This is a genomic window from Mycoplana azooxidifex, from assembly GCF_014196765.1.
GTDB classification, from domain to species: Bacteria; Pseudomonadota; Alphaproteobacteria; order Rhizobiales; family Rhizobiaceae; genus Mycoplana; species Mycoplana azooxidifex.
In genome coordinates, this window is the sequence record NZ_JACIEE010000010.1 from 168,677 (window position 1) to 188,707 (window position 20,031).

At 57.6% G+C, this 20,031-nt stretch carries 17 protein-coding genes; 6 read left to right on the top strand and 11 right to left on the bottom strand.

All coding sequences use genetic code 11. The features are described from left to right. Window positions 1-3: 3 nt before the first annotated feature. The 6 genes from GGQ64_RS22465 to GGQ64_RS22490 all read right to left on the bottom strand — a co-directional run bounded on the left by GGQ64_RS22465 (window position 4) and on the right by GGQ64_RS22490 (window position 4,082). Window positions 4-579: a BREX protein BrxB domain-containing protein gene (locus GGQ64_RS22465; RefSeq protein ID WP_183807574.1), complete on the bottom strand. Its 576-nt coding sequence runs from the start codon at window positions 577-579 to the stop codon at window positions 4-6. Further along, window positions 560-1,345: a BrxA family protein gene (locus GGQ64_RS22470; protein WP_183807575.1), complete on the bottom strand. Its 786-nt coding sequence runs from the start codon at window positions 1,343-1,345 to the stop codon at window positions 560-562. Before GGQ64_RS22470 ends, GGQ64_RS22465 begins: the two co-directional genes overlap by 20 nt. A 1-nt stretch (window position 1,346) precedes the next feature. Continuing rightward, window positions 1,347-1,850: a BrxE family protein gene (locus GGQ64_RS22475; protein WP_343059541.1), complete on the bottom strand. Its 504-nt coding sequence runs from the start codon at window positions 1,848-1,850 to the stop codon at window positions 1,347-1,349. Window positions 1,851-1,962: 112 nt separating this feature from the next. Next, window positions 1,963-2,154: a type II toxin-antitoxin system prevent-host-death family antitoxin gene (locus tag GGQ64_RS22480; protein ID WP_183807576.1), complete on the bottom strand. Its 192-nt coding sequence runs from the start codon at window positions 2,152-2,154 to the stop codon at window positions 1,963-1,965. Window positions 2,155-2,533: 379 nt separating this feature from the next. Next, a complete protein-coding gene (locus tag GGQ64_RS22485; protein WP_183807577.1) occupies window positions 2,534-3,277 on the bottom strand; it encodes an NYN domain-containing protein in 744 nt (247 codons plus the stop codon). After that, on the bottom strand, window positions 3,267-4,082 hold the full coding sequence (locus GGQ64_RS22490) for a DUF429 domain-containing protein (RefSeq protein WP_246422852.1): 816 nt from the start codon (window positions 4,080-4,082) through the stop codon (window positions 3,267-3,269). Before GGQ64_RS22490 ends, GGQ64_RS22485 begins: the two co-directional genes overlap by 11 nt. A gap of 294 nt (window positions 4,083-4,376) precedes the next feature. Between GGQ64_RS22490 and GGQ64_RS22495 the strand changes: the two genes are divergently transcribed. Continuing rightward, window positions 4,377-4,802: a hypothetical protein gene (locus GGQ64_RS22495; protein WP_183807579.1), complete on the top strand. Its 426-nt coding sequence runs from the start codon at window positions 4,377-4,379 to the stop codon at window positions 4,800-4,802. A 313-nt stretch (window positions 4,803-5,115) separates the two neighbouring features. Here GGQ64_RS22495 and GGQ64_RS22500 read toward each other — a convergent pair whose 3' ends face one another. Beyond that, window positions 5,116-6,336 (bottom strand): hypothetical protein, encoded by a 1,221-nt coding sequence (locus GGQ64_RS22500; RefSeq protein WP_183807580.1) that lies wholly within the window; start codon window positions 6,334-6,336, stop codon window positions 5,116-5,118. Window positions 6,337-6,654: 318 nt separating this feature from the next. On the opposite strand from GGQ64_RS22500, the gene GGQ64_RS22505 reads away from it, so the two are divergent. The 5 genes from GGQ64_RS22505 to GGQ64_RS22525 all read left to right on the top strand — a co-directional run bounded on the left by GGQ64_RS22505 (window position 6,655) and on the right by GGQ64_RS22525 (window position 10,662). Further along, window positions 6,655-6,924 (top strand): hypothetical protein, encoded by a 270-nt coding sequence (locus GGQ64_RS22505; protein WP_183807581.1) that lies wholly within the window; start codon window positions 6,655-6,657, stop codon window positions 6,922-6,924. 256 nt (window positions 6,925-7,180) lie between these two features. After that, window positions 7,181-7,618, top strand: coding sequence for a hypothetical protein (locus GGQ64_RS22510; RefSeq protein WP_183807582.1), 438 nt, complete (start codon window positions 7,181-7,183; stop codon window positions 7,616-7,618). Between the two features lie 74 nt (window positions 7,619-7,692). Next, window positions 7,693-8,916 (top strand): hypothetical protein, encoded by a 1,224-nt coding sequence (locus tag GGQ64_RS22515; RefSeq protein WP_183807583.1) that lies wholly within the window; start codon window positions 7,693-7,695, stop codon window positions 8,914-8,916. 1,022 nt (window positions 8,917-9,938) lie between these two features. Next, window positions 9,939-10,286 (top strand): DUF2293 domain-containing protein, encoded by a 348-nt coding sequence (locus GGQ64_RS22520; protein WP_183807584.1) that lies wholly within the window; start codon window positions 9,939-9,941, stop codon window positions 10,284-10,286. Continuing rightward, a complete protein-coding gene (locus tag GGQ64_RS22525; RefSeq protein ID WP_183807585.1) occupies window positions 10,273-10,662 on the top strand; it encodes a hypothetical protein in 390 nt (129 codons plus the stop codon). Before GGQ64_RS22520 ends, GGQ64_RS22525 begins: the two co-directional genes overlap by 14 nt. A gap of 189 nt (window positions 10,663-10,851) precedes the next feature. Here GGQ64_RS22525 and GGQ64_RS27645 read toward each other — a convergent pair whose 3' ends face one another. From GGQ64_RS27645 to GGQ64_RS22545, 4 genes are all read right to left on the bottom strand, one after another. Further along, window positions 10,852-12,474 (bottom strand): Hsp70 family protein, encoded by a 1,623-nt coding sequence (locus tag GGQ64_RS27645; RefSeq protein WP_210300369.1) that lies wholly within the window; start codon window positions 12,472-12,474, stop codon window positions 10,852-10,854. Window position 12,475: 1 nt separating this feature from the next. Next, window positions 12,476-15,622: an SNF2-related protein gene (locus tag GGQ64_RS22535; protein WP_183807586.1), complete on the bottom strand. Its 3,147-nt coding sequence runs from the start codon at window positions 15,620-15,622 to the stop codon at window positions 12,476-12,478. Window positions 15,623-15,782: 160 nt separating this feature from the next. Next, on the bottom strand, window positions 15,783-18,845 hold the full coding sequence (locus GGQ64_RS22540; protein ID WP_183807587.1) for an AAA family ATPase: 3,063 nt from the start codon (window positions 18,843-18,845) through the stop codon (window positions 15,783-15,785). Further along, the gene (locus GGQ64_RS22545; protein WP_183807588.1) at window positions 18,842-19,990 is read right to left on the bottom strand and encodes an exonuclease SbcCD subunit D; all 1,149 of its coding nucleotides are present in this window, start codon (window positions 19,988-19,990) and stop codon (window positions 18,842-18,844) included. The genes GGQ64_RS22540 and GGQ64_RS22545 overlap by 4 nt, the downstream gene beginning before the upstream one ends. Window positions 19,991-20,031: the final 41 nt, after the last annotated feature.

Genomic DNA, 20,031 nt, shown 5'->3' on the forward strand with positions numbered 1-20,031 from the left:
TTTTCACCCGCCCACATGGACGGAGCGGTAATTGCCATCTTCAGGGTAGAAGCCCAGAAACTTCAGTCGCGTCTTGCCGGTCCTCACTCCGGGATAGAGGAAGACGGTAGGCACATGAAATCTCCCCTGAAGCTGGCTCTCAATCGCGCCAATGCGCATGAATGGATGCAGCGCTTCCAGGTCCGTGACCAGGACAAGCGTACTAGCTTTGCCCTCATGTTCGGCCAGAACGGCCTCAAGTCGGGATAGCAGCCCGTTGCCTGTAGCAATGATATCGGCAAGGGCTTTGTTTGAGCGCTCCCATTCAAGGGGAGCCGACTTGTCTTCGGCCACGCAAAGATCCCAGAACGGATCGTCTTTCAAAAGCGCCCACAAGTGCTCAGCAATGGAGAAGACTTCGACTTCCCATTGATCCTGACGAAGCTTGGAAAGCCAAGCAGGGGTCTGCCGTTTGACGTCCAGAATTTGTTCCGGCGGGAAAACGAGGTAAAAAATAGGCTCGAAGCTGGCGTGGCCGAGTTCTCGACCTTGCTTTATGCGCTCACGCAGCTCGTCAAAATCAGCTCTTAGAGAAGACATCGCAGAGCGCCTCCATGCTTTGGTGTTTCCAGCCAATACGCACGACGTCGCCAGCTGCTTGAACGATGAGATGGCCTTTCAGGGACAGGCGCTTCAGTTCATCGATCACATCGTCCCTGCTCATTCCAAAGAGCTGCCAATCCTGGTGCGTCAGAATGGCATTGTCTCCCAGACCCTTCAGGTGCAGGTCATAGGCAAGGTAGGCTGAAGCCGTCGGCGTAACGCGGTACGGAAGGATGCGTCTATTTGACTTGAGCCCCTTTTCCAGGAGGCCGTAGTCGGCGCAGCAACCTGTGAGATAGGCTGCAACTCTCCGGACGGTCGTCTCTGACCAGCGTTTCGACGTGCGACCATCATCGATCGCGCGCTCAACAAACGCGCGTGCATCGTCGTTGCTAATCTGCTGATAGCCGCCCGCATATCGTGCCCAATAGATCTCTCTTATGAAGTCTCCCAGGATAGGGTTTGCTCTGCTTGTGAACAGCAACATTAACTGCATGAGATCAGCTACCGGCACGGATGCTGCCAGCATTTTAAGGTGGGTGGCCGGGGATGCATCTGATACGAGGTAGCGCGGCGCAAAACACTCGGTGACGATATTGCGCAGCCTACGGGCAGTGATCATCGGGAAGCTTCCGGACTCTCGTGCAATGTCCTGCAATTGTCCCGTGCTCATCCCTGGAGCCCATAAGTCCAGCAGGGCCTTGGTCTCTGTCACCAAGCCCAACCCTGCCTGAAGCTGCGTTGTGTAATTTGCGCTGGTCACATCAGGCTCGCGTCAAATAGGGGAAGGCCTTGCCTCCCCGCTCAAATGCGGACGCATAAATGCCTGCCATCTGCGCAATGGCATTTGACGTGCGCACACCGTCAATCTCTCCCAACGAAACGGGGCCATCTGCAGAGGATTTGGATGCCGCACCTATCGCGCGGAGCACATTTAAAGCAGCATCTTTGCTTTGTATGAATTCATCTTGGGTTGCTCTGCCTTCATCCCCAGCCAGAGCCGTGTGCAGATCATGCTCCAGCTCTTCTGGCAGTCGAAACAGATGATACGAACCGACACTTAAGCTCTCGTCATGAACGAGCCGCGCTGCCTCAGCCACGCCGTGGTATTTCGCTACATGGCTGGTTCGCGGGAAAACAGGTTCGAGAAACGCCTGGCTTGCGGGCTGGTAGAACGCGGTTTTCCACCAACCAAATTGATCTATCTCACCGAGATAGCCGACAAGCAGCCGGACTTTCAGCAGATCACGCAACGGGTCATTCTGCACTGCCATCTCCCTAAAGGCACAGATGGCGAGCGTCGCGAGACAAGCGCGTGCGCCTCAATCTACCATCGATTTTAGTCGCTTTCATCGCCTTGCCCCCCTTAACAAATCGCCCTCAGCTTTCGACCGAGCTCTTGCGCGTAGACCTCTCCGTATCCTGCCGCCGATTCAATCGCTCGAATTCCTCGACACTCAAAACCACCACGACAGGCCGCCCGTGCTTTTCGACCGTGACAGGCTCAGCTCGCGCCGTGTCAAGTAACAGCCCAAACGCGTTCTTTGCGTCCTTCGCCGACATAGATTTCATAATGCTGGCCCAGCGTGGAATCGGTCCATAATGGCTATTTCAGCCAAGGCCCGCAACCGCAAAGCGGTGAGGTTTTCCGTAAGATATCAACCGTCCACGAATTATTTCGCCTGCTTCGTCTGGAGCCGTCCGTCGCACTCACAAAGCTGAGGGGCAACGGCGGAGCCTGCGGAGCAAGGCGCCTGCTTTGGGGGTGGTCTCCCGAGCCGTCCTCACTTCCGCAAGGGATCGACAATGCTCGTTGCTTGTACCGTCGCCCATTCCCACCAGGGCGACTCTTTGGCGCGTTTGGCACGTCGACCGCTGTGATGCAACGCCAGAACGCTCGGTGCCAGCCAGTGAGCGACCGTGAGTCAACCACGAGCATTCCGGCCAGCAATCAAGACTTCTTCTTTGGCCCTGGCTGTTTGACCCGGATCCGGAGTGGCTTACCCTCGAGCTGGTCGACGTCGAAGGCGCCGGTCTTTCGGACAAGGTCACTAAGTTTGCGGAATCCATAGGTGCGCGGGTCGAAGTCCGACGCCAAGTTGGCAAGCTGGTTTCCGACGGCCCCGAGCGGCACCCAGCCGTCCTCGGATTCCATCTGGCCGATGACCTTCTTGATGATCGGCGTCGCGGCGCTCGGCGGCTGAAGCGATTTCTGCGTGGTGGTCGCATCGCTCTCGTTGGAGGTCGCGGCTGGGAGTAGGTTCTCGGTGTAGACGAACCTGCGGCATGCCTGCCGAAAGCTCTCCGGGGTCTTCTGCTCGCCAAAGCCGAAGACGTCCACACCCTGCTCACGGATCCGCGAAGCGAGGCGAGTAAAATCACTGTCAGAAGACACCAGGCAGAAGCCGTCGAAGCGTCCGCTGTGCAGCAGATCCATCGCGTCGATGACGAGCGTTATGTCGGAGGCGTTCTTGCCAGTCGTGTAGACGAACTGCTGCTGTGGAATGATCGCATGCTTGGCGAGCACCTCAATCCAGGCCTTCGAGCGTGCGCTCGCGAAATCGCCATAGATCCGCCGGACGCTCGCCTCTCCGATCTTCGCGATCTCCTCGAACAGACCGTCGACGATCTTTGCCGAGGCGTTGTCGGCGTCGATGAGGACGGCAAGACGCGGCGATCGAGGTTCAGCTGGCATATCTCTGTCTCCGCAATTCGGTCATGTTGTGGGCGAATGCATCGCGAGCCCATTGAGTCCAGAGACTTGTGGGCGGCAGCCAAAACCACCCGCCGATGTCGTCGCCGACGACCTCTGATTTTCCAGTCGCAGCGCAAGCTGCCGTAAGTAGACAAATCCAGGCGGCTCGCTTCTCGTGATCCGTCTCGGCCAACACGGCATCTATCAGCTCGAGATTCAGCCACCCGATCGTGTGAAACAGGTTCTCGAGAACGCCGCTATCGACAGCGTGATCATAGAGCCAGTCGAATTTCTTGCGCTTACTCGCTGCCGGCATGGCGAAGCGCGCCTCGGGCAAGAGAACACCCAAGAATGCGTTGGGGAATGCCTCGACGATCGAGGCGCCATTTCGAATGGTCTTTTCTACCAAAACATTCCGGTCGGCTAGATGAACGACCTGCGCCGCCGTCTCTGCAGCGGCACGTCTCAAATCGCGGCCATATCCGATATGGCTCAAGCCAGGCTTGCAACGAGCCTGAAACAAGCCCCGGATGAAGATCCGCTCGCATAGCCGATGGAGACTGTCATCGGAACCGGGAGGTACGAGCGGGCCATCGATCGCGATCACAGAGAATGTTGTCGCAGCGGGGATGTGCTGACTGCGGCGCTGCCAGTCCGTATGGGTTTTGGCGACCTCGAACATTCCACCTTTGCTCCAGGCGATGCCAGTTGTCGGTTTGGAACTCGAGAAGCCCACGTCAACACCGAGCAGCGGCACACCGTCTAGATCTATCATCGCCTTTCCCCCCGCAGCGTTCTCATCCATCTAAGATCAGGCCGTGACTTCGACGAATAGCCAGTTCCTTCAAATTCGGGCCCGCGAACTCTGCGGCTAGTCGCCGTCCCCCGTTGCGGAAGCCGTCCATTGTGGCTGAAAAGACACATATTTCAATGCATTCGCTCAAGGCTGAGCGCTATACTGCAAGTATCACTTTGATGGAGAACTGAGCGATGGTGGAGCAGAAGAACGAGTCGGCATCAGCCATGGAGGGCCAGACCCGGTCGAATACGCCAGGCTTCTGGCATCGTGCCAGACCTTAGCATTCGACAGGATAACAACATGTCTGAACTTTTCGTTCCCAATATGAACTGCGCCAACCTCATCCTTCCCTACCCGGAAGAAATCGCAAAGAAGACGGGCTCTTCAGGAATGATTGTCTCGATCCGCGAGATTTATCTGCTCCTCGCTCGTCAGGTCGATGATAGTGACCCTCAGGAAGCTGCAGCGCTCCGTGAAATCGCCGACTACTACCCTGACATTTACCGTGGAGAGCTCATGGAGCGCGATAGCCGCGGCAACTGGGTCGGTGACGCGAATGATTGGGACGAACTGACTGACGAGGAGAAGATCCACCGCGGCAATGCCAACGCTGCAATTGCCGCACTCGACTGGCTTCGCCATCAGCTGGAAGGCGCAGCGTACGATTATAGCACCGTTGAAGACGTAACTCGCGTTCGGCGTGAGCTCTCGGCAATCGCCATCTGATCGCATTTAGCTGGCCGGCTCTATGCCGGCCAGTTCCCTGAGGGCAATTGACGGAACCCCACCGGATAAGTGCAGTTGTTTCCGGAATGCATCCTTGGTGCCGCCACCGCGACCAACCGGCTGATTGGCTTTATGGCGCGCTTCCTGCAAAGTGTGGCACTGGAGCTCGACTTGCAAGTTTTTCCCGCAGAAAAGTCAAAGTCTGCGATGAACCAGATACTCAGCTCGAGAAGAGCTGGCTTATCGTTGAAGTCATGACCTAATAACTTGTCTATGACCCTCTCACCCTTCACAAGCTACTCCTTTCTCTTCCCTACACACCCATCTCTCCCCTTACACGCCTCTGCAATTCAGCCAGCGCCCGCTCGACCATCCGCGAAAGCTCCTCATACGCAACCATCGTCCCGTAGTCGCCGGCGCCGGTCCGATTTGTCGGAGGCATCTTGCTTCCCAACAACCTGTGTCTGCGCTTAATGGTTGGCAGATTAGCGTGCCTGAGTTCGCGCCGCGCATCTTCTCGAATCTGCAAGCCGAGCACTCCGGCGTTCAGGAACCTTTGCCTTCTGAAATCCTCAACCTTCTGTCTCACGGCCATGGACGCCACTCCTGCGCTTCCCGGTCGAATGATCGCGAACGTAGGCTTCATGAACTGAAAGAAGCGCTTCTGTAGATTCGTGAACTTCAAAGTTCGAAGGTCTTCGAATGTACAAAGCCCGATCTCCCGGCAGTCATGGTCTCCGAGTGTGACCTCAATACGGATCCTCTTCTCCGCGTCTGACAGTTCCTCAAACGTGCCAGCTGCAATGTTCTGCCGATCAATCACCTTGTTCTGAATTCTCCAAAAAGCTCTTGGATCGTTCCGTTCGCCCACATAGTAGGTTGAGCCGTAGCACGGCGCCTGGTCCATCCCGGGGGACATGCGTGCCCCAAGGTCAAGGCTCTCGTCCTTTTCGTTTCGACTGACCGTATAGTCTGTGTCCTTGGTCAATCCTGGCATGAACCTCGGCCATGTGCGGTTCGTCCGGAGCACGCGCGTCGTGGGAAAGAAATGGCGCACCAGCACGCCGTGCATTCTTGCCCGGTCGTCCTCTCCTGGCACTCGTGGGTAGAAGTCAATGCTTACCTCGATACCGACAATGCTAGGTGCTGCTGCAAATCCGTAGGCGTCTTCTAAGTTGCTTAACAGCGTCCGGACGGCTTGGAACTTCGGTTCTTGTAAACGTATCCGGAACTCGGCTGTCGCCCCACCCGAACCTGCACCGGCGGGTTCAACAAATGCTTTGCGACCGTGCGCCCCTTCTATTCGCTCGTTTATCCACCAATGCTGACTGGGACGATCGAGCCTAATATGGATATCGATCCAATCGACCACAGCGCGACACTGAAAGGCTTCCAGATCAATCTGAGGGGTAAGGACTCTCCGGTCATCAAAGCGAGCCTGCGCCTTTCTGAGAGTCTCCTCGACGTAGTGCAGTTCGACTGCGCCGTCACGCTTACTGCTACGATAGATGATCACAATGTTACGATGACTCATTGAGCTTGCCTGACCGGTCTTGGGACACATGGACGTTCGCAGTGCCCGATAACAGATTCGTCCGGTGGTATAGAGATCGGCCTAAAGGGCCGCGGGATAACGAAACAGCTGCTCGTTGCAAGAAAGCCACAACTTTCGATGCGCTGCCATCCGGTCCAGCGCTATAAAGCAGGTAACAGTGATGAGGCGAAAGGCTAGTGAGAATGGACTTGAACGATATCGCCAATGCACCGGAAACCGATTTGGTGAACGACCGTCAACTCAGCCGCCATCCCGGCGGCCCCTGACTTAAGGAAGAGAATGTTGATGAGTTCACCCATGCCCGCCAATGACAACTTCGACTTCGACGGCACCGTTGCATTGGATGGCGCATCCATCGCACAGCATCATGACGATGGCCCCAACATCGCCGGCCCGCGGAAGGAGTTTTACGTTCGCTTTTCGGATCAAGACGCTGAAAGGCTCGGATTCGAGAGCAACACTGTGACCGTGGACTATTTGTTATACCTTCTCAGCGGCCAGGTAGCCGAAGAGGATCAAGCCGCGGCCGACCTGCTTGAGGAAATGAGCGAGCCCTATTGCCATTAAGATTCTGGGCTGCAGAAGAGGTTCTACCCTGAAGGCCCCCGCCACCAGGGTAGGACAAATGCAGGAGAAAATGATCTTCTCAAAGCATTACACAAATTCGTTATTACTTTGAGAATCGTAGCTCATTAGCCGCTCTACTCAGTATATGTTCGCAGTAAGGAAAATGTAGACCAATGAACATATTTACTCACAAAGTTCTTCTCCACATGAAATAGGCCCGGCTGGACGCCGGACCTTGTTCACAAGGAGATTTGCAATGGAAAATACCTTCACCCATTATGGCAACGATGCATGCTTCTCTTTTCCTTACCCGGAAGAAATCACGAAGAAGAGCGGTTTGCATGGCATGACGATGTCGATCCGTGATTTTTGGGAAACGGTGGCGAGAGATATGGAGAAGTCTGACCCCAAGTCTGCTGCGTTCTATCGCGAGGTAGCGTCGCACTACCCGCAGTGTGATAACTCTGGAATGGCGATCGAGCGTGGCAGTCGTGGTGCCATTCTTGTCGACTTCGATGACTGGGATGACCTGACGGTCGAAGAAAAGCTTACTCGGGGCAATATCAACGCCACGATCGCTGCGCTGGATCGTTTGCGCGCTGACCTCGAGTTGATGAATGACGATCCGAGCAACAATGATGAAATTGACGAAATTCGCAGGGCACTTGGAGCCATTCTCGAAAATCGCTATTAACAGCTTTTAGTTGCACAGAGAACGCAGCCTGACGGCTGCGTTCTCTGCACTCAGGATAAGGACGTCAGGATAGAATGAGCAGACAACACGCTACACCACTCATCATCACGCCTGATGGAACGACAATTCACGCAGCAACACCGTTGGGACTTGGGTCGACCGGCCATGGGCTGAATGAGGCGGCTATTCAAGATCTAGTTCAACGCCACCCGTCATGCCTTCCGATCGCAGAGATCGACCCAATGTTTGTTGGCCCGGTGGCCATTTGCCGGGAATTGACGACCCCAGCCGGATCAATCGACAATCTACTTGTGACACCCACTGGATTGCCGGTTCTAGTCGAATGCAAGCTATGGCGAAATCCGGAGGGCCGTCGTGAAGTCATCGGCCAAATCCTGGACTATTCAAAAGAACTGACGAAGTGGTCGGCATCCGATCTGCAGCGAGAAGCAAGCCGCCGCTTAGGCAGAAAGGGGAATGTCCTCGTTAAAGAGGCAGGCTATGAGGTTGATGAGGTAGCATTCAACGATGCCCTTACATTCAACCTCCGTCGCGGGCGGTTTTTGCTACTCATCGTCGGGGATGGCATCCGAGAGGGTGTCGAGGCCATCACTGAATACCTACAGGCGCACGCTGGACTTCACTTCACGCTCGGCCTCGTCGAATTACCAATCTACTCAGCGCCCGATGGCTCCAAGATTGTTGTGCCTAGAGTCCTGGCGAAGACGCTAACGATCGCCAGGAACGTCATATCGGTGCCCGAGGGCATGATGCTCGAAGAACTTGACGAGAGTGATGACGCCACCGGACTACCTGACACTCCTGAGAAAATTGCTGATCGTGCGCGGCGACGCGAAATCAGACATCAGTTCTGGTCTGAGTTTCTCGACGGCTTGCGCCTCGACGATCCAGAGCAGATGCTACCCTCCCCTTCCCTGGGCGGACATATTGTCTTCAAGTTCGGAGCGCCGGGAGGCTCTAGTTGGCTAACAGTCTTTCGTGATGTCCGCTACAACGCCGTCGGCTTAGCGCTGTCATCAAATGTCGGTTCTCCTGGAGAAAAGGCCTCCATGATGCTGGTTGATCAAGCCAACGAGATATCGACCGAGTTAGAAGGTGCGACAGTTGACTTCTCCCAGCCACGTCCGGACATCTCACAGCGCTACTTGGTACAGAACCTCAATGACCCTAAGGATCGCCAACGCGCCATCAATTGGCTTCAGGACAGGACAAACGCCTTCATCAATTGCTTACGCCCGCGAATAAGATCCGCTTTGCTCGAAATGGGTAATGACTGATTAGGGACGATCCGGAGCCGAGTAGCGTAAAGGAGGAAAACCGAGCGGGGACGTGGCGCCAAATCTCGCTCGCGCTGCCCCTTGCCTCCTACCTGGTATCGGAAATCTGAAGACATCGTCCGTCTACAAGGGCCGGCATTCATCGTTACCAGCTACACGTATCTCAGAACGACGCATTTCACTCGATGTGGTGATGCCAAGGATGTCTAACTGCAGGTGCCGTCGAAATATGTTTTCCCCACTGACCTGCCGCATCTTTGGGCGCTCTCAGTTCTCGTTGTTGGATGAATTCGTTGTAGCCAATGAAGAACGTAGCTCTTTAGACGTGATCTACAGTTTACCTGCTCATCCATTTTTTAATGTCATCCGGCGCTTATGTTGTCGCTTTTGAGAAAAAGCTGATTTCTAGTCAAATCTGTCAACTTAATGGAAACTTAGTGTTACATTTCGGCGGTTTTTACCGCGGAATGTTGACGGTTACACTAGTTAACGTGGTCGAAAAGTTGGCATTTGGACGCCTGAAAGGGTCAAAAGTTTACGTTTTTGACCGTCAATTCGGTTGCATGTAAACTTTGCGCAACCAACTACTGGTTTTACCCTTGAGCCTCGTTCGAGCTACAGCGGTGATATGGGAGGTTCCGTGCCCGGATATCGGTGGACGCAAAAGGCATCCCCATAACCGCAATTCAACCGATCTAGGACTTCATAATTTCTCTAGCGTCGACGTGACAGATGTTTCTGTACGTGATCGGCCAAATGCCTTTCGGGACCGACCTTCACGTTCTCTTGATCGCCGGACGTTCCGTCTCATCTTTGTAGGCAGGAAAAGCGCGTGAATGAAACGATCTCACTAGCCAAATACTGAAATCAGTATTTCAGTATAAGTACCAAAAGCAGTCATACATATTGAAATATCATTTCCGAACATCGTAGTTTTCCACAGAAAATTCGAAGTAAACGTTTGCTTGCACGGGGGCAAGCGTGATTATTAATTGGCTCACCTGAAGTCGAGGGGGCTGTAAATGTCAAAATTTACGTACGATATTGCTGCTGAACACATCCGGAGAAAGCATCCAGGCTGCCCGGATTTCGTGGTCCATTACTTCGCCACTGAAATCGCCACCAGGAGTTGGCAGCGCGCCAGTCTCGGCAAGGCTGTTGGCATCACCATGCAGAATTATCTTCGTCACTATATGACCGACTATGATGGGCTGTTGCTATCAGGCTTGGGGCGAAAGGAAGCACGGGCGCGTGTTCAACCCCTCGTCCATGCGATGCTTGCCATTTGGAAAAGAGAACCCACACTTCACACCGACCGGCTAGGCGACGATGCGCACGGCCGCGCGGGGATCTCCAATGATCCCGAATAGCGAAAACTGGCAGTACATGGGGCATGCTATCCGAACGCGGATGCAGGAACTTGAATTGACGCGCGACGACGTCATGAGAGGCGCAGGACTTCCAAATCGGACGATCGTGACCAGCCTCATGCAAGGGCGAGCGCGGCTTGAGTTGAAGTTCGTGGCCGGGCTTGCTCGCGTATTGCAGATCAACGAGCATCAACTCATGCTCAGTGCTATGCAAGGCTTTCTCAGTCAGGACGACGTCGAATTCCTGAAGCCATTCTTACCCTCCGCGGATGAAATAGCCCTTATGGAGTCGCTCCGTGAGGATGGCGCCCAATCGATCGCGGCAGCGATAAAGACACTCTCGCAAGTAGACGTGATACTGAAGAAGCGGCGCTGATTTCCTGGGAATTCGAACGCACATGATCACCAATCGTTGGTATTTCGTCCTGACCGGTCGTGGGCGTCGGCACGCGGCAGAAGCACTAGTCCTAGTCGGCGAGCTTCGAAAGTTGCAAGGTGCGCGCAGCACATGCACGGGGGCTAAGCCCGTGCGGGGCGACAGACGTGCAAGTCGCCTATTTTCCGGTTAGCAGTAATCCTTGCTGTCAGCGTAGTTGACCGCACCGGGGGGGACCCACTGGCGGGGCTTTTCGGCTTCGCCGAACTGGCTTGGCAAGCCTATGTCAGGCCCCTCCCCGAAGGGGAACGACAGGCCGTAAGAGATGGCGAAGCGAATGAACTCATCGGCGCTGCCTTTCGGCGCGATGAAGTCTTTGGGCCGGGGAACCTCCACCAGCTTGTATGGCGGGACTCCCGCGTTGTGGTGCTTGAAGGCCCTATAGGTGGACTCGATCGAATTCTTGTACCACTCGGACTTCGAGCCGCCTCCGCCGATGAAAACGATCAGCGGGCGCATGCGGGAAGTCGATAGCTTGCCGATGAACTTTCTCTCATAGTCAGCATTCTGAAAGGCGTCTTCCTGCCAGTTCCGGCCGTCTTTTAGACGTGCCGTCATAATGACGTAGGCCACGACCTTGCGAATTCGCAAAACGAGCTCCGCGAGAACCGATTGCGAACAAGCTTTCAGCAGTTTCTCTAGTCTCACAGCATCAATATCACCTGAAGTGCCTTGCGCGAGCGAAGCTCCGATCGCGGAGATGCCAAGTGGCTCGACCTTGCCGGAATAGAAGTTGATGCGGCGCTCCCCCAAGATATTCCGATAGTTAAACGCGACGCCATCAACCGTGCCGCCGCCAACGTCGAAATAAACATAGATGCCCGCCACGGCTTCACGGGACATGACGAACGATTGCACCGCCGCCGCAATTTCCGGCACTGCATGAAAGTCCGTAACCTCGGCCACAAGGCGCGGCTGGGTGACCCGGTAAGAAGGCAGCGCCTCCTGGAGCGTTTTCGGCACCAGATCGTCCTTGACCCACAGCCAGGCGATGCCAAGCACTTCCTCAAATGTCGCAAGCGCTTGGGAATCGTAGTGCTCGACAGGAACACCGACATTTGCCGACCAGACCGCAACGCGGTTCTTCAGCCTGTCGGCCTCATGGACTGCAAGCCATTGCTGGCTGCGCTGGATCACCGACGCAAGAAACCACGCGGCAAGCGCCCTGACGGATTCGGCCTTGTTCAGGTCGATCCCCTCGAACTCGGGCAGTCGTTCGCCGATCGGCCCGCCCGCAAGGCGCATCTTCAGGTAAGGAACGATGACTGCGGATTGCTTGCCAGAAACGCTGTCGCCAAGAAACAGCCGTCCATCGGAACCGATTGCGACTATCGAGGGCACAAGCGCTTCCTTGCCGCCCTTGCCGGCAGCAACAGTTCCCGATACCTCACTGCCGAGGTCGCGAAAGCAGACTTTCGTGAAGCTAGTGCCAAAATCAATGCCGAGATTGATGGCAAGCGGCCTTGCCTTGGGCGTGCTCCGTGGCGGAGTGTCATTCGATGCGACCGCCGCCCGCTTAGCCTGTGTCTTGACGGTTGCCGGAGCTTTGCGCGTAGGGACTCTTGCTCGAACTGCGGGCGCATTCTCCGCAACGACTGGCGCGCCCTGCGCAAAATCGGGAGGCTCCGTCACGCCGGGCCGTTTGTCGTCTGATGCCGCGCTTACATCCGGCTCGGAAGAGGTTGGCGGAACTTCCGCCCTGCCAAACACGCGCTCGTGAAGCGATCTAAGCCTGTCACGCCAGCTTGCCATGTCAGACAACCCTCACAACGCCCGCCGCAAGCGGTATCATGGTCGGATCGACCTGTTGGCGCCGTGAAACGCGATCAAGCTTAGTCTTCAACTGCTCCTCCTCTTTCCTGATGAGACCTTCCGTCATCGCAACGGGGCGCAGATTCCCTTCCGCGCGAAACCGGGCGATGCGGGCCTTCAAGCCTTCGATGCGGCGGCTAGCGAGCTTTTCGGCGCTGGTACGCTGCTGATCGCATCGTACTGTGTTCTCCGCCTCAAAATCGGAAAGGCGCTCCGAAAATGCGTCCCCCAGCGCTTCTTCGCATTCGACGGCAGCCTCGCAGATGAACTCAATGTCCGGGAGCACGTTGACCGCGTTCGGCAGCTTCTCGCCCGCGCGCGAGGCAACGGTAATCAACGCTTCGGCCTCCGAGGCCCCAAGCGTGCGGCCGCTTCCCAGCGGCTTCACCCTGAAAGCAAGTGACTGATCGGATTTCAGGCCGTTGAATGACCAGCGGTGGGCGCTAAACACATAGTCGCCAGGAGGGACACCGGCATCCTGCGCCGGGACTTTTATCGCGGTGACGCGATGGAGCTGACTTTCGTCGTCCTCGTAGCTGAAGCGTATCCATTGTATGAGGGGATGGCTTGGCTCGATGAACTCCGCTTCGGCGGAAACCTCGTCGGCGCGGCGCGGGTCGAAAATGCAAAGGATTGGCCTGCCGCTTCGATGAAGCTGCGTTCTCGTCGATGGCCGTGCCTCCGATATGAAGTAACCCAGCGAGCGCCGCGCTTCCTCCGAGAGAGTAATGCGCAGGGCATATTCCGCGCCCGCGACAGCGTCGAATTTGGTGCCGGGGAAATTGCGCGCGAAGAAGTCTTCCACGAGGGACTGAAGCTCGCTTGCGCTCAGCCACCTGCCCTTTTCGCGGCTATCGCTGATATGGTCGAGGATGTAGTCGGAAAATCCGACAAGGTTGACCGCCTCTTCCTCCAGGCGCTGCTGCTCCCGCTGCGTATTGCAGATTGCAAGTTCCGCCTCGACTGATTTTCGCTCGCGCTCCTCGTCCGTCAGGGTCGGATCGAGCAGGTTGACGAGCAGTTGCTCCGTCACTTCCCCGAGAATGTCTTCGAGATCGCCGATGCTCTCGCGGAACACGTTGATGCGATCATACAGCCTCATCAGGATGCGGTCTTCGATGGTGTTCTCGACGACCATGTTGATGATCGAGATGCGTTCCGCTTTCTGCCCCAATCGGTCGAGTCGGCCGATCCGTTGCTCCACCCTCATGGGGTTCCATGGAAGATCGTAGTTCACGATAAAGCGGCAGAATTGAAGGTCGATGCCCTCGCTGCCGACTTCGGAAGAGAGCAGGACTGACGGCCCGTCGGGTCGGGCGAAGGCGCGGATCAGATCGTCCTTTTCTTTGCCCATGTCCCCCATGATCAGCGCCGCATTGATCCCGTCAGCCTTCAGACGGCGCGCGAGGTATTTGAGGGTACCGCGATAGAAGGCGAAGATGACGAACTTCTCGCGCGGATTCCGTTTCAGCTCATTCGCAAGAAAGTGCTGGAGCGCTCGGTACTTTTCATCGCCCTTTTCCAGCGCGCCCAGCTCGTGCTTGAGGCCCATATCGGGCGGGGCGTCATCGACCGCATCGTCGCCATCTTTATTGCCCTGCGGCTCTGAACGGAGCTGCGGCGAAATCCCGAAGTCTTCCCACAGAAGCTCTTCGATGAGGCCCTTGTCGCCCCAGCTTTCCAGCGCGCCGACAATCGAACTCGCCATTTGTCTCTGCCGCGCGATAAGCGAGAATAGCGACACGCCGGTTTTGCCCGCCGCTTCATCGCGCAGGCGGCTGGTAACATGGTCGTAGAGCTGCTTTTCCTCCGCACTGAACCTGACGCTGAGAACCTGGGGCGCCCGCTCGACGCGGCGCTCCAGAACTTCGCGCTTCCTGCTTCGGGTCATGTATTGGGAAAGAAGCGAGCGCGATTCCAGAAGCCGAAGAATCTCCACGCGACGTTCGGCATCGGTGGCGTCATCGCGAAGATGCGCCTTGATGCGGGCAAGGACGGCGTCATTCTTGAAATAATCGGACGTCTCCGCCTCGGAAATCGCCTTCAGCGCTTCGGGAACATCGGCCGGCTGCTGCCATAGTGCCCTCTGCGCGCGCACTATGCAGGAGTTCGCCGAGAGCATTTCCCCAAAGAGAAATGAATCGTAGAACTGATCGGGATCGATAAGGCGCAGAAGCTGGTAAAGGTTGTCGCTGCCGATCTGGATCGGCGTTGCGGTCAGCAGCACAAAGTGATGCGATGCCTCCCTTAGCAGGCGGGCAAGCCGGTTGTTGGCGGTTGATGGGTTTCTGAGATAGTGGGCCTCGTCGATAACGACGTGATCGAAGAGGGCGAACTCCTCGCTGGCCGTGTTCTGGTCTAGAATGCGGGCAAATTGCGCCCTGACGCCGCCGACATTCTCGTCGTCGTAATTAGCGGGAGGACGCAGTCCCTCCAGGCTGGTGATATAGACGAACGACTCCGCGCTCCTGTAGCTGGCGATGTCCTTGACGCGCTCATAAAGGGTGCTCGCGGAAACGATTTCGCCGGTTATGTTGAAACGCTTGCGCAGATCCTCGCGCCACTTCTCGCGCAACATGGCGGGACAGATGATCAGCAGCCGCCTGGCCGAATGACGGGCCTGTATCTCCTTCCAGATATAAGTTGCTTCAATGGTTTTCCCGAGGCCGACTTCGTCGGCGATCAGCATCCGGCCGATCGGGGATTCGATAAACCGCATGACCGGCTTGAACTGGTGCGGATAGAAGTCCGTGTTGCTGGCTTCCATCGAATAGAAGACGTTGGTCAATTCACCTTTGATCTTCTCAAATGTCAAAACGCGCCTGAGGTCGCTCGGGCCGCCGAATGAGCCTCCCTCAAGCAGATCGAAAATCTGCACCTCGTCCGCGATGGGCTCCAGCAGCTCGTAGCGCTTGTATTGCTTTTCGTTGGGGCCGAAATCCACTTCGACCAACAGGAAAGTGCCTGCCTTCTTGACCCTTCCGGTCGTCGTTCCCTGCCTGCCCGGATTATCGCGGAGCCGAACGCGCGTCCCGCTCGCTTCCGGGTTCCAGCCGGCCGGCTCTTCTTCCTGTATTGCGCCCGTCATAGTGCCCCTCGCACAGTATTCCACGAACAACTTAAGTAACTACAATATCCATGTGGGAGTTTCCACATTTTTACTTATTTGTATTTCAGCTTCATCTTATAAGGCTCCCCCTGGCCGACGATGTTAGCCCGCGTGCATTTTATCGCAACTCCTTGTTTGGCTACGCAACGCGTTGGCTGATATGGCTGCCGCCCGTCGTCTTGCTGATCTGGAACCCGAACGGAATCGCCTGCTGGACAAGTTCGACGTGCGAGATGAGCCCTACCGCCCGGCTCTCGCCGACAATGTCCTGAAGGGTCTGTAGCGCCTGATCCAGCGTCTCCGTGTCGAGCGTTCCGAAACCCTCGTCGATAAAGATCGTGTTGAGATGAACGCCCCCGTTTACGCTCTCCACCACGTCGGAAAGCCCGAGGGCCAGCGCCAGCGCCGCCATGAAGGTCTCGCCCCCCGAAAGGGTCGCCGTTGCGCGAGTCCGGCCCGTATGCACGTCATGTACGACGATGCCGAGCCCCTTCTTGCCGGCGCCTTTGGCAACCTCCTGTTCGCGCTCCAGGCTGTAGCGCCCCCCGCTCATCGGCTTGAATCTTGCGTTTGCCGAAGCAAGCACCAGATCGAACATGGCGGCGATGGCGAAAGCCTCCAGCTCCATATTCGCATTGTTCCTGCCGCTGAATGCGTGAGCGACTGCCGCGAGCGGCGCATAGGCGTCCTCTGCCTTCTTGATGTCGCTCAATGCAGCTGCAATGCTTTCGGCCAGCTTTGCCAGAGAGTCTGCGCGGGAAGCTGCATTGGCTTCCTTCCGAAAGGCCTCGTCCCTGACCCGCGTCGCTTCTTCGCTTGCGGCGCCAAGCCCGGCAAGATCAGGACGATCCTTCCCTTCGACATTGGCGCCGGCACGGGCGGCCCTGTCGCGGGCTGCATGGAGATCTTGACCAAACCGCTCGATAGAAGCCTGCAACTCCTCGATGCGGCCGATATTCGCCTTGTGGGCTTCGTATTGCTCCCGGGTGAGTCCGTTCGCGGCAAGCCGGCCGCCGAACCCTTCTTCCGCCTCTTGCAGCGTGGCGCGCGCAGCATCGCGGATATTCGCCGCGCTTTCCTCGTCCTTACGCGCGGCAATCTGCTTCTCCCCGGCCTCACGCTCGGACTTGACCGTCTGCTCAAAAGCAAGATCGCGCCTTCTAAGCTCGTCGTCGGCAGCGGCAATCGCGGCCTCAAGCGCCTCCGTCGTCCTGAGACCTTCGGGAACCGGTGCGAGCGCGTTCTCCAGCGCCTGCGCTGCAAGGGCATGGCCGGTGACTGCCTGATCGCGGCTTGTGCGCGCAGCCTCTACGGCTGCGCCCGCTTCCGGCAACCTGCTCTCGACCCGATCCAATGCGCCACGCAACGCTTCAAGATCGACCGCAGGGCCTAACGCCTGAATATCGCCCTGAACCTTGGCGCTATGCGCCTGAAGTTCAGCGGCAGTGTTCTCCGGCTTCGCCAATTCCGCAAGAAGAGCTTCCCTTTCCGAAAGCGTCGCCTCTTTCGCGGCACGGATCTGGCCGCTGCCAGTGCTTGCACTTCGGGCGCTATCAAGCGCCTCGCGGGCAGCGGTAAAGGCATCGTTGCGCCCCGCGCTTTCCGCCCGCCCCTGGGCAGGCGCCGGATGGTCGTGCGAACCGCAAACAGGGCAAGCCTCTCCCGGCCGCAGCTTTTCGGCAAGATGCTGCGCCTGCGCCCCCGCCAATGCCGCCTCTGCCTCGTCAAAGCCGCCCTGCGCTGCTTCCTGCGCCCGGAGATTCCTCTCGTGAACCTCCCGAGCGCCGGCAACGTCACCCCGCGCATCGTTGACCGCCTTGACCGCCCGGTCATGGCCGAGCGCCGCCTCGAGCTTTGATTTCAGCTCCTGGGCCGCAGCCGACAGTGCCGCCCGCTGCCCGGCCATCGTTTCCGCCTCCTTGATCTGCGCAGCTATGGCGGCTTGTTCGCGAACGAGCGCGCTATGGCTGTTGTGCGCCGTCTCGAAGATCGTCGCCGCATTGCGCGCGTTACGCGCAGCCTCCTCCGTGGCCGCCTTCTTTTTCTCGGCGAGAGCCAGCGTATCGCGATGACGCTTCAGGGCCGCGCCCTGCTCCCGCATGATCTCGGTCTCGCCGCGTTTTGCCTGTTCCGCCGCCAGCAAATCGGCTGCTTTCCCCATCGCGTCCTCGGCCGCCGCGCGCGCGGCTTGCGCCTCTACACAGGTCTCGTTTGCGTTGGACAGATCGGTGCGCGCGCGCTGCATCACGACATCGACATCGCGCAAGCCCTGGGCCACGAGTGCCCCACTCAGGACAGCCCTGTCTTCTTCGATTTCCTTGCGCTTGGCCTCCATCGATCCCAGTGCCAGCGCCGCCGCGTCGTTCTCGGCAAAAGCTTTCTCTACTTCCTGGGCAGCAGCCAGCGTCTGTCCGGCCAGCGCCGCATGACCCTTTGCCGCCTCGGCCGCAGCAGCCTCGGTTTTGTGTTCTTCCTGCGCCTGCTGCGCTCCCGCCGAAAGCTCTTCCAGCGTCGCGAAGCCTTCCTGCTCCAGCCTGCTAGTGCATAGCTGGCGATCGGCCCTGATTTTTTCCTCGGCGGCTTTCGCCTCGTCCTTCATCTTCTGGGTCAGCCGTTTGTAGAGCGACACATCGAAGAGTTCGCGCAGGATCGCGAGGCGGTCGTTGGTTTTCGCCGCCAGAAACTTCTCGAAGCGCCCCTGGGGCAGGAGCACGATCTGCCGGAACTGCTCAGGCCCGTAGCCTAGCCTGCGCTCAAGCTCTTCCGCTACTGCGGAGACTTTCTTCTCCGCGATCGGCGTACCATGGTTCTCGGCGGTGATTTCATCGAGGGGAATGCCGGTGACATCGAAAAGCCACGCGCAATGCGCCTCCTTCGTGTCCTTGCCCCCACGCAGGGCCGGCCGTACCTGTTCGGGCCTGCGCCGCACAAGGTATCTCTGTGCGCCGAGCTCGAAGATGAGTTCGACCTCTGTCAGGCAATCCGGGCTCGCGTGATCCGACCTCAAGCTCGATGCATCCTGGTCGTCCCGGGCGGGCTCGCCGAACAATGCAAACGAAATCGCGCTGAATATCGATGACTTCCCCGATCCAGTCGGGCCATAGATACCGAACAGCCCCGCACCGATCGCCTCCCTGAAATCGACAACCTGCTCGCCCGCGTAAGGGCCGAAGGCCCGAAGTGTAAGCCGCAACGGTCTCATGCCCGCTCCTCCACGTTATTCAGTTGCCTCAGGGCGGAGCCCACCAGTGCCATCTCGTCATCCGTCCCGTCCTCGCCGCGCACCTGGCTCAAAAATTCCCCAACAACGGCGATCGGATCGTCGAGCTTGGCCTGGGAGCTGCCGCGCAACAAAATCGGTTCCGCGCTCTCATCACGCTCGTAGGTGAGCGCAAGCGCGTTGGGATAATGCTCCCTGATCCTGCCCATCGGATCGATCAGGAGCTTCTTGTCGGTCAGCACGAGCTTGATGAAATCCTCCGACGGCTCGCGGCCGCCTTTGTCCAGAAGCTCCTCTAACTCCCCTTTCAGGACGCGAACGGCGCGAGGCGGATTGATCGGCAGCTGCTGAAGCGTCACCGATCCGTCGTGGGCAAGATCAACCATGGTAAGCGATTTGGCGCTGCCGGCTTCGTCAAAGCCGAACGCCAGCGGCGAGCCGCTATAGCGAATATGTTCGCCGCCGGCGCTCTGCTGCCGGTGCAGATGCCCCAGCGCGACATAGTGCGCGCCGTCGAAGACACCGGGCGGGACAGTCTCGATGCCGCCCACTTGCAGCGAACGCTCGCTCTCGCTCGGGGTAGCGTTGGCGACAAAGACATGGGCCGCGATGACCCAGCGGGCGTTGCCCGGCACGTAAGTGCGGGCGCACGCCACCTGCGCGGCCACAACGTCGGCGGGGCACGATATTGAGCTGTCCCCGTAGCATTCCCGCGCCGAGAACTCGTTGCCGAAAGGCAGGCCGGAGAACGCGACAGGCCCGTGTTCGTCTTCGAGGATCAAGGGGCGCTCCTCGGGCGAAAGCGGCCCGCGTATCAGCAGCCGCTTCGGATCGGCAAGCGAGGCATAGGAAGCAATCCTGTCCCCGGAATCATGATTGCCTGCGATCAGCACGATCGAGGTGTCGCAGTCGGCATGAACCGTCCGGATGAAATTATTGAACTGCCGAACCGCAGTCGCGGGCGGCGAAGCGCGATCGAATATGTCTCCTGCAATGACCAGCACATCGGGCGAGTGCGTCCTCACCGCGCCCAGTACCTGGTCCAAGACGGCGTCCTGGTCGGCCTCAAGCGACTGCCCATAAAACTGACGGCCCAGATGCCAATCCCCTGTGTGTAAAATTTTCATGTCTCTTGATCCATCTAAAAAATATATGTATAAAAATTAGG

Coding starts and splice junctions, on each gene's coding strand:
- GGQ64_RS22515 (WP_183807583.1), top strand. CDS start 7,693: ATGAGCAGACAACACGCTACACCACTCATCATCACGCCTGATGGAACG.
- GGQ64_RS22535 (WP_183807586.1), bottom strand. CDS start 15,622: ATGACGGGCGCAATACAGGAAGAAGAGCCGGCCGGCTGGAACCCGGAA.
- GGQ64_RS22500 (WP_183807580.1), bottom strand. CDS start 6,336: ATGAGTCATCGTAACATTGTGATCATCTATCGTAGCAGTAAGCGTGAC.
- GGQ64_RS22510 (WP_183807582.1), top strand. CDS start 7,181: ATGGAAAATACCTTCACCCATTATGGCAACGATGCATGCTTCTCTTTT.
- GGQ64_RS22545 (WP_183807588.1), bottom strand. CDS start 19,990: ATGAAAATTTTACACACAGGGGATTGGCATCTGGGCCGTCAGTTTTAT.
- GGQ64_RS22520 (WP_183807584.1), top strand. CDS start 9,939: ATGTCAAAATTTACGTACGATATTGCTGCTGAACACATCCGGAGAAAG.
- GGQ64_RS22490 (WP_246422852.1), bottom strand. CDS start 4,082: ATGGATGAGAACGCTGCGGGGGGAAAGGCGATGATAGATCTAGACGGT.
- GGQ64_RS22485 (WP_183807577.1), bottom strand. CDS start 3,277: ATGCCAGCTGAACCTCGATCGCCGCGTCTTGCCGTCCTCATCGACGCC.
- GGQ64_RS22505 (WP_183807581.1), top strand. CDS start 6,655: ATGCCCGCCAATGACAACTTCGACTTCGACGGCACCGTTGCATTGGAT.
- GGQ64_RS22525 (WP_183807585.1), top strand. CDS start 10,273: ATGATCCCGAATAGCGAAAACTGGCAGTACATGGGGCATGCTATCCGA.
- GGQ64_RS27645 (WP_210300369.1), bottom strand. CDS start 12,474: ATGGCAAGCTGGCGTGACAGGCTTAGATCGCTTCACGAGCGCGTGTTT.
- GGQ64_RS22465 (WP_183807574.1), bottom strand. CDS start 579: ATGTCTTCTCTAAGAGCTGATTTTGACGAGCTGCGTGAGCGCATAAAG.
- GGQ64_RS22540 (WP_183807587.1), bottom strand. CDS start 18,845: ATGAGACCGTTGCGGCTTACACTTCGGGCCTTCGGCCCTTACGCGGGC.
- GGQ64_RS22495 (WP_183807579.1), top strand. CDS start 4,377: ATGTCTGAACTTTTCGTTCCCAATATGAACTGCGCCAACCTCATCCTT.
- GGQ64_RS22480 (WP_183807576.1), bottom strand. CDS start 2,154: ATGAAATCTATGTCGGCGAAGGACGCAAAGAACGCGTTTGGGCTGTTA.